Source organism: Microbacterium sp. LWH13-1.2, from assembly GCF_038397735.1.
Lineage (GTDB): Bacteria > Actinomycetota > Actinomycetes > Actinomycetales > Microbacteriaceae > Microbacterium.
This window is the reverse complement of the sequence record NZ_CP151635.1, coordinates 2,880,077-2,893,319: the sequence shown is the minus strand read 5'-3', so window position 1 is coordinate 2,893,319 and position 13,243 is coordinate 2,880,077. Positions and strand designations below refer to the sequence as shown.

The window sequence follows — 13,243 nt, the reverse complement described above, 5'->3', positions numbered from 1 at the left end:
ACAAGGGGTCTTCTGCGTTCCCGCAGTGTCACGCGTCGACCGCGCGGCATTCCTGAACACCGCTATGTAACACGGGGAGACCGCAATCCACCTCATATGACTACGTAACATCGTCATTCGGACATGTGGGGGCGCGATGACAGATGTGGAGACCGACGAGCTCCGAGCTCTCGCGACGCAGGCCGAGAGCGTGCGGGGAGACTTTGGATCGCCGGTGGTCGCGCAGTCGTCGGGGCTGGGAGCGGGCTCTCTCGACGAGGCAGTGGCGCGGTTCGGTGAAACCTGGACGACGGCTCTGGGGCGTCGTCTCGGGGATGTCGACATGCTCGCCGAGAATCTGCGGCAGACGGCTGAGGTGTTCGACCGGGGAGACGAGGCGTCGAGCAGTGAACTCGACCAGATGATCTGGGCCGAGAGCGACTACTGATGCCCGAACTGGGGATGACGAATGACCCGGTCGTATTGGTGCCCGGTTCTCATGCCGCAGCGCACACGGTCGCGTCGGCGTGGCGGTCTCGGTCAGAGGCCGCCACTGCGCTTCGGGACGGGTTGAGAGGCCTCGAGGTCGATTCCGCGTGGACCGGGTACCCGTACGACAAGTACCTCGAGCGGGCGGAGTATGTGCGGTCGTCGTGGCAGAGGTGCGGCGAGTACCTGATGAGTGGCGCCGCCGCTCTGTCGGCCTATGGCGATGCTCTGCGATGGGCGCAGGATGAGGCGGCGCGCGCGATCGACCTGTGGGAGCAGGCGGAGGCGGCGACGGTCGTCTCGCGTCAGGCGCACCGGGTGAAAGTGCGGGAGCTGGAGCGCGACCTCGGCCTGCGGCACGTCAAACTCGACGTCCCGTTCATCGATGGCGGGGCGGACCTGCGCGCACAGGCCGTAGACGTCTTGACGAACGCGAGGGGCGTGCTGGATCGCTACGCCATGGATGCCGCGAACACCATCCATGACGCGGCGGACGCGGCGCCCCTGGAGACGCCGAAGCAGACCGAGAGCACAACGAACTGGGCAGTGGCGGGGGCGATCGGCGCGGCGGTGTTCGAGACCGCCGTGCTCAACCCGGCGAGAGAGCAGCTGAACTTCGTCGCCTCGATGGGCAACGCTCTCCTCAACCACCCCGACTTACTTCTCGAACTGCTCGGCGGAGTCGCCCTCGTGGTCGGTGGCGGCACGATGATCGGCGGCGGAGGCGCACTCGTGCTCACGGGGGTGGGGGCTGTGCCCGGCGGCGGCGTCGCGTGGGCCGGAGTGGGCGTCGCCGGAGCAGGCCTTGTCGCCGCGGGACATGCCAGCGCTCGCTGGATGAACGAGGCGACCGGTGATGATGCAGTCCGCATCGCGGAGCGCCCGCCACCTCACCCCGAGTACGGGGGTCGTGACATCAAGGGCCAGTACAACGGCGACGGGCAACGCCCTTGGGTCGACACCGAGAAGATCGGGTTGGACGAAGTCGCTAGCGATACCGGGTACGACATCATCCGCGACAAGGTGCGTTCGACCATCGACGGGTATTACAAGCCCGGCGCGACGGCCGAGCAGCACCGATACTACGACGGCCTATACAAGAATCCCGACGGCACCTACACCGGCGTGGAGGTCAAAGGAGGAACCGGGAGTCGTGACGCATACCAGAGAGGGTTCGACAGCACCGTCAGTCCCGATCGCCCGGCTACAGCCGTCGTCAACGGCGAGAGAATACAGATCACCAAAGTGATACTGAAGGAAGTCAAGTGACCAAGCCCACACACATCACCCAGAGGAATGGGCGTTCCCGCGGCGCGCTCCTCGATGAATTCCGTCCGTACTCCGAACAGATCCGGTTTGTTCTGCTTCAGATGGACGGATCCTCGTTCTGGGCCTACAGTTTGTGGCGTGCGCCCGAAGGTGCGGACCTGCTGGAGAGCATCCCGTTCAGCGAGGAGTATATGCAGTGCGCGGGAACCGCTGACGCGCTGGCGCTGGAGGTGCGCCGCATCGAGGCCGACGGCACCCCCCACCAGTACGCGATCGGCAAGCCCGGTGGTCACCGCACGGGGGAACCCACCGAGGTGATCCACTACGACGACGGTCGCCACAGCACCACGGTCTATCCGCACGAGGTCTTCACCGCCGATGAAGCAGCCGTCGTCTTCTATACGTATTTCCTCACTGACGACGTGTCTCAGCCGTACGAGCTCCGCGATCTGCACCTGAGCTGGCCGAAACCCGGATCCGAAGAGGGTGACAGCTGATGCGCATCCGCGTCGATCACCAGCCGCTCGCTCAGTCGATCGCGGTTCTCGCTGACACCGCAGATCGGATCCGCGGTCTGCTCGACGAACTCGAGTCTGAAGCCTCCGGGCTGAGACAGCTGTGGACCGGGCAAGCCCACGAGGCGTACTCCCGCGCTCAACGCGAATGGACCGAGTGCGCCGACGGCATGCAGACCGCTCTCACCAGCGCCGCGACCGCCGCAGCCCGCGCGCACGCACGCACCCGCGACGCCGAAGCCCATGTCGCCACCCTGTGGAGCTGAATCCCCCTGAGCGTCGTCACACCGTCGGGATCCACACGCGCATGGTCGACGGACCGCGCTGAGCCCAGTCGTGGTACGGAACGAGAGCAACCTCGTTGACCTCATCGGTCGACCGGTGTCGCACGGGCAGCACGACCCTGCCATCTCGCTCGATCGGGTCCCCGGCGACGACCGCGTCGCCGACGTCACTGCCGAGGTCGATCGACTCGAGCGCCAGCACCTCGGGGCCTCGTTCGATCACGACGCTGCCTCGCACCGCATCGACCATCGGATGCGGTGCCGTGGCCCGCGCCACGATCGGCAGGTTCAGCTCGACGACGTCGCCCGCACGGAACGCGCGAGCGACCTCGACCGCACCCGCAGGGGCAGGGGACTCCGTGACCTCGCCGCCGCTGTGCACGCGCACCGTCGCTCCTGATGCCCACGCGGGCACGCGCAGTGTCAGCGCGAACTCGGCATCCTCGGCCATCGTGATCCGTACGTCTCCATCGACGGGGTAGGCCGTCGACACCTCGAACGCGACGATCCGGCCGTCCGGCAGTGTCGTGCGCACCGTCGAGGGCGCGTACTGATGCAGCTGCACGCCGTCGTCATCGGCCGTCGTCACATACGCCGCGAGACTCGCGAAGGTGCGGGCCACGTTCGGCGGGCAGCATGACACCTCGAACCACGGGGCCCGCAGCGATGACGAGGCGCGCGGCGACGTGGCATCCGGATCCGCCGGGATCCCCGGAGTGCGCTGATGCAGCGTGTTGGCGTAGAAGAACGAGCGCCCGTCGTCGCCGGGCGAGGTCGCGACCACGTTGAACAGGGTCCGCTCGATCAGGTCGGCGTACTGCGCCTCGCCGGTCGCGAGCAGCAGTCGCCACGAGAACATGATCGAGCCGATGCCGGCGCAGGTCTCGGAGTAGGCGCGGTCGGGCGGCAGCTCCCAGTCGTCGCCGAACGCCTCGTCCTGGTGGTGGGATCCCTGGCCGCCCGTGACATAGGTGCGCCGTTCGACCGTGCGGTCCCACTGCGACCGCAGCGCGTCGAGCAGAGACTCGTCGGCCAGCTCGGTGGCGACATCGGCCGCGGCCGACGACAGGTAGTTCGCTCGGACCGAGTGCCCGCGCAGCGCCTCGGCGTCGTGCACCGAGACGTCGTCCTGGAAGTACTCTCGCCCGAACTCGATCTCGCCCAGCGACCCACGACCGTGCCGCTCGACGAAGAGGGCAGCCTGATCGATGTAGCGCGTCTCGCTGAGCGCGCGACCGAGCTCCGCGAGGCCGACCTCGACCTCGGCATGCCCACAGATCGCGTCGCGTCCGTCGACGCCGAACTCCTCGCACACGAGGTCGGCGGCGCGGCGGGCGATATTGATCAGCCCGTCGTCGGCATCCGGTCTCGTGCGCACCCGGGCGACGGCCGCCTGGAACAGGTGCCCGAGGCAATACAGCTCGTGCCCCCACTGCAACGCCGACCACCGCTCGCCCTGACCCTCGCGGCCGAACATCGTGTTGAGGTATCCGTCGGGTTCCTGCGCGGCAGCGACCCGGTCGACCACACGGCGGAACCGCTGTTCGAGGTCGCCGTCGGCCGCGGCATCCGTCCGTCCAATCTCCCACGCCAGTGCCTCGAGGTACTTGTAGATCTCGGAGTCGGCGAACTCGCGCCCGCGGCGTCCTGCGGGGAGCGTGCCGGCGGCGGCGAGATCGAAGTTCGGCAGCCACCCCTCCGACTCGAGTCGCGACTCGATGTGCGTGAGCGTGGCAGTTCCGTTGACGGCCTGGCGATCGCCCCAGAATCCTCCGGTGATGCGCACCTCGCGCAGGCCGAGGGGGCGCAGTCGTCCGCGGGTGGGGACCACAGGAGCGGCCGGTGTGGTGGTGTCGAACATGGTCATCCCTTGAAGGCGCCGGACATGAAGCCGCGCACGTAGTGTCGTTGCAGGATCAGGAAGAGCAGGATGCAGGGGAGCGCCAGTACGACGACCCCCGCCTCGGTCGCGCCGTAGTCGACGACGCCCTGCACCTGCCCACGGAGGTTCGCCACCGCGAGCGGAAGCGTCATGCGGTTGGTGTCGTTGATGAGAATGAGCGGGGCCATGAAGTCGTTCCACGCCGTGAGGAATGCGAACAGCCCGACCGTGACGAGCCCCGGCTTGACCGCGGGCAGCAGCACCCGCCACAGAGCGCCCCAGCTGGAGCATCCGTCGACCATCGCGGCCTCGTCCATCTCTCTCGGGATCGATTCGAACGAGATGCGCATCATGAACATCGAGAACGGCAGCTGGAACATGGTGATCACCAGCGCGACGCCGACGAGCGAGTTCTGCAGGCCGACCGCGTTGAGGATCACGTAGAGCGGGATGAGCAGCGTCGCGTACGGCACCATCAGGATCGCGAGAGTCAGCAGGAACAGCGCGTTCTTGCCGGGGAACGAGAAGCGGGCGAACGCGTAGCCGCCCAGCAGCGAGATGAACAGCGTGAGCGCCACGGTGAGCACCGAGACGAAGAGCGAGTTGCCGAGGTACACCCAGATGCCGGCCTGGTACTCGCCGAGGGCGGCGTAGTTGCCGAAGCCCCAGCCGTCGGTCTGGCTGGTGCCGGCCATCGGGCTGACGGATGAGACCCCGGTCCAGATCAGCGGATAGAGGAAGATCACCGCGAGAGCTGTGGTGAACACCCAGTACGGGATGCCGAAGACGACGCGCGCCGCCTTCGAGCGGTACCGGGGTGCGGTGGGCTGATGATTCGGGGCGACGATCGTGCGTGTCAGTGTCTGGGACATGGTTCTCAGCTCTCATCCGTGCGGCGGAACGCGCGCAGCTGGAAGACGTTGATGACGATGAGCGCGAGCAGCACGATCACCGAGAGGGCGCCGGCTATCCCGAGGCTGTTCTGCCCCTGGAAGGCGACGTTGTAGATCAGCTGCACGACGGTCATGGTGCTGTTGTCCGGGCCGCCCTTGGTGAGGATGTAGAACTGCTCGAACGCGAGCAGCGACCCGGTCACACACATCACCGTGGTGAGGGCGAACGTCGGCTTGAGCAGGGGCACCGTGATGTCGCGGAACGTCTGCCACCGGTTCGCGCCGTCGATGCGCGCGGCCTCGTAGACGTCGTCGGGGATGCCCTGCAGGCCCACCAGCATCAGCAGCATGTAGAAGCCGGCGTAGCGCCAGACGATCAGGAAGATCGTCGACCACAGCGCGCCCTCCGGTGTGCCGAGGAACGTGATGCCCCATGAATTCATCAGCTCGGCGAACGGGCCGGCGATGGGGGAGTACAGCACGTAGAACAGCAGCGATGCGGATGCCAGGCCGAGGGCGCTCGGGATCAGGAACGCGGTGCGCAGGAAGCCCTTCCACCGGGTCGACTCCTGCACCAGCAGGGCCAGGCCGAGCCCCAGGCCGATCAGGATCACAGTCGTGATGACCGTGTAAAGCAGGGTGAAGCGGATCGAGTCCCAGAAGAGGCGGTGCATGACGGCATCCGCGTAGTTCTCGGGGAAGTTGATGCGCTGATTGCCGCTCAGCAGCGGCCAGTCGGATGCCGACATCTGCACCACCAGCACGAGCGGCACGATGAACAGCAGGGCGACGAAGATCGCCGTCGGGGCCGCGTACAGCCAGCCCTGCACCGGGCCGCCGAAGGCGGTGCGCCGCCTGCGGCGACGCAGCGGGAGTGTGGCCTGGGTCATCACGTTCTCTTTCAATCGGGGGACTGACGAGGTGGATGCGGGGGCGGCGCGCGGCGCCGCCCCCGCGACGGGTCACTGCGACAGGATCGCGGTGATCTCCTCGTTGTCTGCCGGCACGGAGTCGTCGCCGTTCAGCACCGCGTTGCGGACGAGCGTGAGCCACGGGCTGCCCGGAGCGTTGAACGCCTGCTGGAAGTTCAGCGCCACCGGGGTGTCTCCCTGGGACGCGACCTCGTTGATCGTGACCAGCCGAGGGTCGGCTGCGGCGTACTCGTTGTCGGCCAGGTCGCCGCGCGAGACGGCGTTGCCGTCCTTCGCGAGCACCTCGACCTGGGCATCCTCCGACATCATCCAGTTGAGGAAGTTCCAGGCCTGGGCCGCCTTCTTCGAGTCCTTCGAGATGCCGATTCCGTCACCGCCGACGAACGTCGAGGCGCCGCCGTCGACACCGGGGATGCCGGCTACTCCCGCGTCGAACTCGAGGGAGGGGAGGAGCGTGGCCGGGAACGGCATCACGCCGACCTTGCCCTCGCTGAACGCGGCGGTCCAGGTGGGGCCGGCCTCGTCGGTCGAGCTGGGGAGGATCGCCCCGGCATCCTGCAGCTCGGCCCACGTGTCGTAGACCGCCTGAGCCGAGTCGCCGTCGAGCAGGGATTCGGTGCCGTCGTCGTTCATGACCTCGTCGCCGGACGCCCAGATCGAGGGGAACCAGGTGAAGACCAGGCATCCTCCGCAGTTGAGGCCGGTCGCCGTGCCGTAGGTGTCAGGCTTGTTCAGCGCCTGCACGGCCATGGCTGCCTCGGCGAACTCCTCGAGTGTGGCTGGTGCCTTCTCGGGGTCGAGGCCGGCCTCGGCGAAGAGCTCCTTGTTCCAGAAGAGCATCGAGAGGTCGAGGGCGAACGGCAGCACGTACTCGGCGCCGTCGACGGTGCCGGCGGACAGGTGGCCAGGGTTGATCTCGTCCTTGAAGTCGAGAGCGTCGATCTGCTCGGACATGTCCTGGAAGAGACCCTGCTGCGCCCAGTTGGGTACGTAGACGATGTCGGCGGCGAACAGATCAGGCAGTCCGCCGGACCCGGCCGCCGCGCCGACCTTGGCGACGTAGTCGTCGTTGGGGACGACCGTGAGCTCGACCTGGTTCTCGTGGCTCGCGTTGTAGGCGTCGACGAGCAGCTTGGCCTGGCGCTCGATCGGGGCGCGGGTCCACAGCGTCAGCGTGGTGCCGTCATCCGTGCCCTCGGCGGGGATCGGTTCGTTCGATGCTTCATCGGCGGCGGGTGCGCAGGCGGCGAGACCGCCGACCAGCAGGCCGGCCGCGATGACGGCGGCGGATGCACGTCGCGCGGCGTGTGTGCGGATGGTGTTCATGGGCGGGGACTCCTCTGGGCTCTTCCTCGAGCGGGTGCGGTGCGGCGCTTCGACAGTGCAGCGCCGGGTGTGGAGATGAGGTGGAGATCGGGTTCTCCGAAATCTACGAAAACCCTTTCGAAAGGTATAGCGTGGTTTCAGCGGGGGCGTCAACCCTCGTTCCGATAACCTTTCAGCAACAGGGAGTGGGATGAGCGACACGACGGCAGCACGGGCGGTGACCCTCGGCGATGTCGCCGCGCGCGCCGGAGTCTCGATCTCGACGGCCTCCAAGGCGCTGAACGACCGGGGTGACGTATCGGCGGCGACCCGCGCCAAGGTGCGTGCGATCGCCGAGGAGCTCTCCTTCACGCCCAATGCCATGGCGCGCGGACTGCTCGCCGGACGCACCGGAACCGTCGGTCTGCTCACGAGCGACCTCGAGGGCCGCTTCATGCTGCCGATCCTCATGGGTGCCGAGGATGCTTTCGGCGCCGGTCGCATCAACGTGTTCCTGTGCGACGCGCGAGGCGACGCGATCCGTGAGCAGCATCACTTGCGCGAGCTGCTCAGCCGCCGAGTCGACGGCATCATCGTGGTGGGGCGGCAGACCGACCCTCGGCCCTCGCTCGGACAGGAGATCCCTGTGCCGGTCGTCTACGCCTACGCCCCCTCGGACGATCCACGCGACCTTTCATTGACCCCCGACAACTATGCGGGCGGGCGACTCGCGATCGAGCACCTGCTCGCGTGCGGGCGTCGGCGCATCGCTCACATCTCGGGCGACCCGACGTATGCCGCAGCTCAAGACCGTCTCGCCGGAGCCAGGGCCGCGCTCGGCGAAGCGGGGCTCGAACTCGTGGGCGAGCCGATGTTCTCGGAGTGGACCGAGCACTGGGGGCGCGACGCCGCGGCGATGCTGCTGCAGCGGCATCCGGACATCGACGCCGTGTTCTGCGGATCCGATCAGATCGCTCGCGGCGTTCTGGACTCGGCGCGCGACCTCGGGCGCACTGTGCCCGACGATCTCGCCGTGATCGGCTACGACAACTGGGAGGTGCTCGCGACGAACGCGAGACCCGAACTCACGAGCATCGACGCGAACCTGCAGCAGCTCGGTCGTCAGGCCGCCTTGCGGGTGTTCGACGCGATCGACGGCATCGACATCGGCGAAGGGGCGCACCACCTTCCGGTGCGTCTCGTGATCCGCGGATCGACCATCGCCCGGCGCTGACGTGCGCCCTCCTGCCGGCGGCCGGCCCCGCCCGGGTCAGACGTGGTCGCGCCAGGAGTGCTGCGGGTCGAACCCCAGGATGCGGCGGGCCTTGTCGATCGACAGCAGGGTCTCGTTCGGGCCGAACTCACGGGCGACCGGCACATCGGGGAAGACCTCGGCGAGGAGCTCGGCGTTCGGGCGCGACATCACCGTGTCGGCGGCCGCGATGATGAAGTTGTCGAAGCCGGGGGCGGCGACGTCGAGCGCGCGCTGCACTGCCTGCGCGCCGTCGCGCGCGTCGATGTAGCCCCAGAGGTTCCACTTGCGGCGGAGCGCATCGGAATCGAAATCGGGGAATTCGGCGTAGTCCGCAGGGTTCATCACGTTCGAGAACCGCAGTGCCGTGATCGAGAGGTCGGGGTGCCAGCGCACGAGCTCCCTCGCCAGCTGCTCCTCGAGCGTCTTGACCAGCGAGTAGACCGATTCGGGGCGGGCGGGGTAGTCCTCGTCGACCGGCACGTAGGGCGGCGGCACGTCGAACGGCAAGCCCAGCACCGTCTCGCTCGACGCGTAGACGACGCGCCGGATGCCGAGGCGCACCGCCGCCCAGAACACGTTGAACGTCGCCGGCATGTTGTTGTGGAACGTGGCCACATCGCTGCGGATGCCGGGGGCCGGGATGGCGCCCAGATGCACGACGGCGTCGATGCCGTCGTGCCGGTCGCCGACGGCAGTGAAAGCATCCACGACCTGGCCGTAATCCGTGAGGTCGACCTGCACGAAGTCGGGGCCGCGAGTGCCCGCGACATCCATGCCGATGACCTCGTATCCCTGGGCGCGGAGTTCCCGCGCGACGACGCTGCCGAGCTTGCCCGATGATCCCGTGAGTGCGATGCGCATGTCACCAGAGTGGCACGAAGGAGAGGCGGCGGGGCCGCTCGGCATACACTCGTCGGCGTGAGTGACACGAGCAGCGAGCCGCGTCGCACCGTCGGCGTGCGTGACGTCGCCGTGCGTGCCGGGGTGTCTCGGCAGACGGTGTCGCGGGTGCTGAACGACCACCCCGAGGTCGCCACGGAGACCCGCGAACGGGTGCTGGCCGCGATGGCGGAGCTCGGCTACCGCATGAACAACGCAGCCCGCGCGTTGGGCACCCGGCGCTCCCGCACCCTCGGGGTGCTGGCGACCGACGCGCTGCACTACGGACCCTCCCGCAGCATCGCCGCGCTCGAGGCATCGGCCCGCGAGGTCGGCTATTGGCTGAGTGCGGCCTTCGCGGATGCCGGAGACGCCGATGCGGTCATCGCCGCGGTCGACCACCTCGTGATGCAGGGCGTCGAGGGGATCGTCGTCGTCGCGCCCCACGCCCACACCCTCGATGCGCTCGACGCGGTGCGCATCGGCGTTCCCGTCGTGACCCTCCATGCCGCCGACCGGGGTGCGCGTGGTCTCTCGGTCGACCAGGCCGCCGGCGCCCGACTCGCGGTCGCGGCACTCGCCGACGCCGGACACACGCGTATCGCGCACCTTGCCGGACCCGCCGACTGGCTCGAGGCCGAGTCCCGCGCCGAGGGGTTCGCGGCCGAGTTGGCGTCTCGCGGACTGGTGCCCGGGCCCGTGTTCGAGGGCGATTGGACCGCGGGATCGGGTTACGCGGCGGCCGACGCCGTGCGGCGCTCGGGTGTGACGGCGGTCTTCGCGGCGAACGACCAGATGGCGCTCGGGCTGCTCGGCGGCCTGCAGGAAGTCGGGCTCACCGTGCCTGGCGACATCAGCGTGGTCGGCTTCGACGACACCCCCGACGCCGCCTACTACTGGCCGAAGCTCACGACCGTGCGACAGGACTTCTCGGAGTTGGCGCGCCGTGCTGTCGCGGCGGTGCTGGCAGGGAGCGCCGGAGCTGCGGCATCCGATCTCCCGCCCGTGGCGCCGGTGCTGGTGACGCGGGACTCGGTCGCGCCGCCGCACTGAGCGGCGCCACGGTGTGTGCCGGCGCGATGCGGGTCGAGTTCGCATGGGCGCCGAGCGGTCGCCGACGTCTTGACGGCCCGCCGATCTCCGTGTCACACTGCTGTGACCGGTCACAGTGACCACCGACGACCCTGAGGTATCCGTGAGCAACGAAGCCCCCGCTTTCTCTGATGAGAACACCTTCTCCCCTGAGGTCGACGCATCCATCCAGGCCGTCCGCGAAGACGTCGCCCGTCTGCACGGCGAACTCGTGCGCTACGGACTCGTCGTCTGGACCGGCGGCAACGTCTCGGGCCGCGTGCCCGGCGCCGACCTGTTCGTGATCAAGCCCTCGGGCGTGAGCTACGACGACCTCGCCCCCGAGAACATGATCCTGTGCGACCTCGACGGCGCCGTGATCCCCGGCACCCCCGGCAGCGACCGTTCGCCCTCGAGCGACACCGCAGCTCACGCCTACGTCTACCGCCACATGCCCGAGGTCGGCGGCGTCGTGCACACGCACTCGACGTTCGCCGTGGCCTGGGCCGCCCGCGGCGAAGAGATCCCCTGCGTCATCACGGCCATGGCCGACGAGTTCGGCGGACCGATTCCGGTCGGCCCGTTCGCGATCATCGGCGACGACTCGATCGGCCGCGGCATCGTGCAGAACCTCACCGGCCACCGCAGCCGCGCGGTGCTCATGCAGAACCACGGACCCTTCACCATCGGAGTCGACGCGAAGGATGCCGTGAAGGCCGCCGTCATGGTCGAAGACGTGGCGCGCACCGTGCACTACGCCCGTGAGGCCGGCCCCTTGATCCCGATTCCGCAGGAGGCGATCGACAGCCTCTTCAACCGATACCAGAACGTCTACGGACAGAATTCGGACGCCCGGCGATGAGCGACACGACCGGCACGCCCCGCGACGAGAACACCACCGCCCGCGACGACATCGCCGCCGGCCGCACGAGCCTCGGCATCGAGCTCGGCTCGACGCGCATCAAGGCCTGTCTGATCGGGTCGGATGCCACAGAGGTGCTCGCCACCGGATCGTTCGCCTGGGAGAACCGACTCGAGGACGGCCTCTGGACCTACGCGATCGACGAGGTCTGGAACGGACTGCAGGCGGCATACGCCGGTCTCGTCGCGGACGCGCACGAACGCCACGGCGTGCGCCCCGAGACCTTCGGAGCGATCGGCATCTCGGCCATGATGCACGGGTACCTCGCGTTCGATACGCAGGGCGAGCTGCTCACGCCGTTCCGCACGTGGCGCAACACCAACACGGGTGTCGCGGCGGCCGAGCTGACCGAGCTGCTCGGCGTGAACATCCCGCTGCGCTGGTCGATCGCCCACCTGCACCAGGCGGTCGTCGACGGCGAGGAGCACGTGCCCCGGCTCGACTTCGTCACCACCCTCGCGGGCTACGTGCACACGCGCCTGACCGGCGAGCGCGTGCTCGGCGTCGGCGACGCATCCGGCATGTTCCCGATCGACTCGACCACCGGAGACTACGACGTGCGGATGCTGGAGGCGTACGACGCCCTCGCTGCACACCGCCTTCCGGCACGCGCGAAGGACCTGCTCCCGACCGTCCTGCCCGCCGGCTCCGCGGCCGGAGCGCTCACCGCCGAGGGGGCGGCGCTCCTCGACCCGACCGGAGCACTGCGGCCCGGCATCCCGCTCTGCCCGCCCGAGGGCGACGCCGGCACCGGCATGGTGGCGACCAACTCGGTGTCTCCGCGCACGGGCAACGTCTCGGCAGGGACGAGCATCTTCGCCATGGTCGTGCTGGAGCATCCGCTCGCCGAGGTGCACCACGAGCTCGACCTCGTCACGACTCCCGCGGGCGACGCCGTGGCGATGGTGCACTGCAACAACGGCGCCAGCGAGCTCGCCGCCTGGGCGGGTCTCTTCACCCGCTTCTCGGCCGCGGCGGGCCAGCCGCTGAGCGACGACGCCGTCTTCGATGCCCTGTTCCGGGAGGCGCTCGAGGGCGAGGCGGATGCCGGTGGCCTGCTCGCCTACAACCACCTCGCCGGCGAGCCGATCGCCGGTCTGACCGAGGGGCGCCCGCTGTTCGTGCGCACCCCCGACAGCGCTTTCACCCTCGCGAACTTCATGCGCGCGCAGCTCTACGGCGTCTTCGGAACGCTCGCGCTCGGGATGCAGGTGCTCGCCGCTGAAGGCGTCGAACTCGATCGCATGTTCGCGCACGGTGGCATGTTCCGCACCGCGGGAGTCGCGCAGCGCTTCCTCGCCGGAGCGCTGGGTGCTCCGGTCGCTGTAGGGGAGCTCGCCTCCGAGGGCGGCGCGTGGGGCATCGCCGTGCTCGCGTCGTATCTCGCGCACGCCGACACGCAGACCCTCGGAGAGTACCTCGACGGCGACGTCTTCGCCTCGGCATCCCTCGCAGTCGCCGACCCCGACCCCGCCGACGTCGCCGGCTTCACCGCCTACCTCGACCGCTACCGCGCGGGCCTCGCGATCGAAGCCGCTGCGACCACCGCTCTCTGAACTCTCCCGCGA

At 68.7% G+C, this 13,243-nt stretch carries 13 protein-coding genes; 8 read left to right on the top strand and 5 right to left on the bottom strand.

The features are described from left to right. Nucleotides 1-136: 136 nt before the first annotated feature. The 4 genes from MRBLWH13_RS13930 to MRBLWH13_RS13915 all read left to right on the top strand — a co-directional run bounded on the left by MRBLWH13_RS13930 (nucleotide 137) and on the right by MRBLWH13_RS13915 (nucleotide 2,518). Complete coding sequence (locus MRBLWH13_RS13930; RefSeq protein WP_042541407.1) at nucleotides 137-427, top strand: type VII secretion target; 291 nt, start codon at nucleotides 137-139, stop codon at nucleotides 425-427. Continuing rightward, complete coding sequence (locus tag MRBLWH13_RS13925; protein ID WP_341955544.1) at nucleotides 427-1,737, top strand: putative T7SS-secreted protein; 1,311 nt, start codon at nucleotides 427-429, stop codon at nucleotides 1,735-1,737. The genes MRBLWH13_RS13930 and MRBLWH13_RS13925 overlap by 1 nt, the downstream gene beginning before the upstream one ends. Before the next feature lie 101 nt (nucleotides 1,738-1,838). Next, the gene (locus MRBLWH13_RS13920; RefSeq protein ID WP_341955543.1) at nucleotides 1,839-2,234 is read left to right on the top strand and encodes a hypothetical protein; all 396 of its coding nucleotides are present in this window, start codon (nucleotides 1,839-1,841) and stop codon (nucleotides 2,232-2,234) included. Next, the gene (locus MRBLWH13_RS13915) at nucleotides 2,234-2,518 is read left to right on the top strand and encodes a WXG100 family type VII secretion target (protein ID WP_341955542.1); all 285 of its coding nucleotides are present in this window, start codon (nucleotides 2,234-2,236) and stop codon (nucleotides 2,516-2,518) included. Before MRBLWH13_RS13920 ends, MRBLWH13_RS13915 begins: the two co-directional genes overlap by 1 nt. 16 nt (nucleotides 2,519-2,534) lie before the next feature. On the opposite strand, the gene MRBLWH13_RS13910 is transcribed toward MRBLWH13_RS13915, so the two are convergent. From MRBLWH13_RS13910 to MRBLWH13_RS13895, 4 genes are all read right to left on the bottom strand, one after another. Further along, nucleotides 2,535-4,397 carry a beta-L-arabinofuranosidase domain-containing protein gene (locus tag MRBLWH13_RS13910; RefSeq protein WP_341955541.1) on the bottom strand — a complete coding sequence of 621 codons (1,863 nt, stop codon included), beginning with the start codon at nucleotides 4,395-4,397 and terminating at the stop codon, nucleotides 2,535-2,537. A 2-nt stretch (nucleotides 4,398-4,399) separates the two neighbouring features. Beyond that, nucleotides 4,400-5,290 (bottom strand): carbohydrate ABC transporter permease, encoded by an 891-nt coding sequence (locus MRBLWH13_RS13905; RefSeq protein WP_194762532.1) that lies wholly within the window; start codon nucleotides 5,288-5,290, stop codon nucleotides 4,400-4,402. A gap of 5 nt (nucleotides 5,291-5,295) precedes the next feature. Then, on the bottom strand, nucleotides 5,296-6,201 hold the full coding sequence (locus tag MRBLWH13_RS13900) for a sugar ABC transporter permease (protein ID WP_341955540.1): 906 nt from the start codon (nucleotides 6,199-6,201) through the stop codon (nucleotides 5,296-5,298). 72 nt (nucleotides 6,202-6,273) lie between these two features. Continuing rightward, nucleotides 6,274-7,569 (bottom strand): sugar ABC transporter substrate-binding protein, encoded by a 1,296-nt coding sequence (locus tag MRBLWH13_RS13895; RefSeq protein WP_341955539.1) that lies wholly within the window; start codon nucleotides 7,567-7,569, stop codon nucleotides 6,274-6,276. 190 nt (nucleotides 7,570-7,759) lie between these two features. On the opposite strand from MRBLWH13_RS13895, the gene MRBLWH13_RS13890 reads away from it, so the two are divergent. Then, nucleotides 7,760-8,782 carry a LacI family DNA-binding transcriptional regulator gene (locus tag MRBLWH13_RS13890; protein WP_341955538.1) on the top strand — a complete coding sequence of 341 codons (1,023 nt, stop codon included), beginning with the start codon at nucleotides 7,760-7,762 and terminating at the stop codon, nucleotides 8,780-8,782. Nucleotides 8,783-8,818: 36 nt separating this feature from the next. Here MRBLWH13_RS13890 and MRBLWH13_RS13885 read toward each other — a convergent pair whose 3' ends face one another. Then, entirely contained in the window at nucleotides 8,819-9,664 is an 846-nt protein-coding gene (locus MRBLWH13_RS13885) for an NAD(P)-dependent oxidoreductase (protein ID WP_341955537.1), read from the bottom strand. A gap of 57 nt (nucleotides 9,665-9,721) precedes the next feature. Between MRBLWH13_RS13885 and MRBLWH13_RS13880 the strand changes: the two genes are divergently transcribed. The 3 genes from MRBLWH13_RS13880 to MRBLWH13_RS13870 all read left to right on the top strand — a co-directional run bounded on the left by MRBLWH13_RS13880 (nucleotide 9,722) and on the right by MRBLWH13_RS13870 (nucleotide 13,231). After that, nucleotides 9,722-10,735 carry a LacI family DNA-binding transcriptional regulator gene (locus MRBLWH13_RS13880; RefSeq protein WP_341955536.1) on the top strand — a complete coding sequence of 338 codons (1,014 nt, stop codon included), beginning with the start codon at nucleotides 9,722-9,724 and terminating at the stop codon, nucleotides 10,733-10,735. A 142-nt stretch (nucleotides 10,736-10,877) separates the two neighbouring features. Next, nucleotides 10,878-11,615 (top strand): L-ribulose-5-phosphate 4-epimerase, encoded by a 738-nt coding sequence (locus MRBLWH13_RS13875; RefSeq protein ID WP_341955535.1) that lies wholly within the window; start codon nucleotides 10,878-10,880, stop codon nucleotides 11,613-11,615. Next, on the top strand, nucleotides 11,612-13,231 hold the full coding sequence (locus MRBLWH13_RS13870; RefSeq protein ID WP_341955534.1) for an FGGY-family carbohydrate kinase: 1,620 nt from the start codon (nucleotides 11,612-11,614) through the stop codon (nucleotides 13,229-13,231). The genes MRBLWH13_RS13875 and MRBLWH13_RS13870 overlap by 4 nt, the downstream gene beginning before the upstream one ends. The last annotated feature ends 12 nt before the right edge of the window (nucleotides 13,232-13,243 follow it).

What these genes read in the sequence shown, in the direction of transcription:
- MRBLWH13_RS13930 (WP_042541407.1), top strand. Translation starts at nt 137, where the DNA reads ATGACAGATGTGGAGACCGACGAGCTCCGAGCTCTCGCGACGCAGGCC.
- MRBLWH13_RS13925 (WP_341955544.1), top strand. Translation starts at nt 427, where the DNA reads ATGCCCGAACTGGGGATGACGAATGACCCGGTCGTATTGGTGCCCGGT.
- MRBLWH13_RS13920 (WP_341955543.1), top strand. Translation starts at nt 1,839, where the DNA reads ATGGACGGATCCTCGTTCTGGGCCTACAGTTTGTGGCGTGCGCCCGAA.
- MRBLWH13_RS13915 (WP_341955542.1), top strand. Translation starts at nt 2,234, where the DNA reads ATGCGCATCCGCGTCGATCACCAGCCGCTCGCTCAGTCGATCGCGGTT.
- MRBLWH13_RS13910 (WP_341955541.1), bottom strand. Translation starts at nt 4,397, where the DNA reads ATGTTCGACACCACCACACCGGCCGCTCCTGTGGTCCCCACCCGCGGA.
- MRBLWH13_RS13905 (WP_194762532.1), bottom strand. Translation starts at nt 5,290, where the DNA reads ATGTCCCAGACACTGACACGCACGATCGTCGCCCCGAATCATCAGCCC.
- MRBLWH13_RS13900 (WP_341955540.1), bottom strand. Translation starts at nt 6,201, where the DNA reads ATGACCCAGGCCACACTCCCGCTGCGTCGCCGCAGGCGGCGCACCGCC.
- MRBLWH13_RS13895 (WP_341955539.1), bottom strand. Translation starts at nt 7,569, where the DNA reads ATGAACACCATCCGCACACACGCCGCGCGACGTGCATCCGCCGCCGTC.
- MRBLWH13_RS13890 (WP_341955538.1), top strand. Translation starts at nt 7,760, where the DNA reads ATGAGCGACACGACGGCAGCACGGGCGGTGACCCTCGGCGATGTCGCC.
- MRBLWH13_RS13885 (WP_341955537.1), bottom strand. Translation starts at nt 9,664, where the DNA reads ATGCGCATCGCACTCACGGGATCATCGGGCAAGCTCGGCAGCGTCGTC.
- MRBLWH13_RS13870 (WP_341955534.1), top strand. Translation starts at nt 11,612, where the DNA reads ATGAGCGACACGACCGGCACGCCCCGCGACGAGAACACCACCGCCCGC.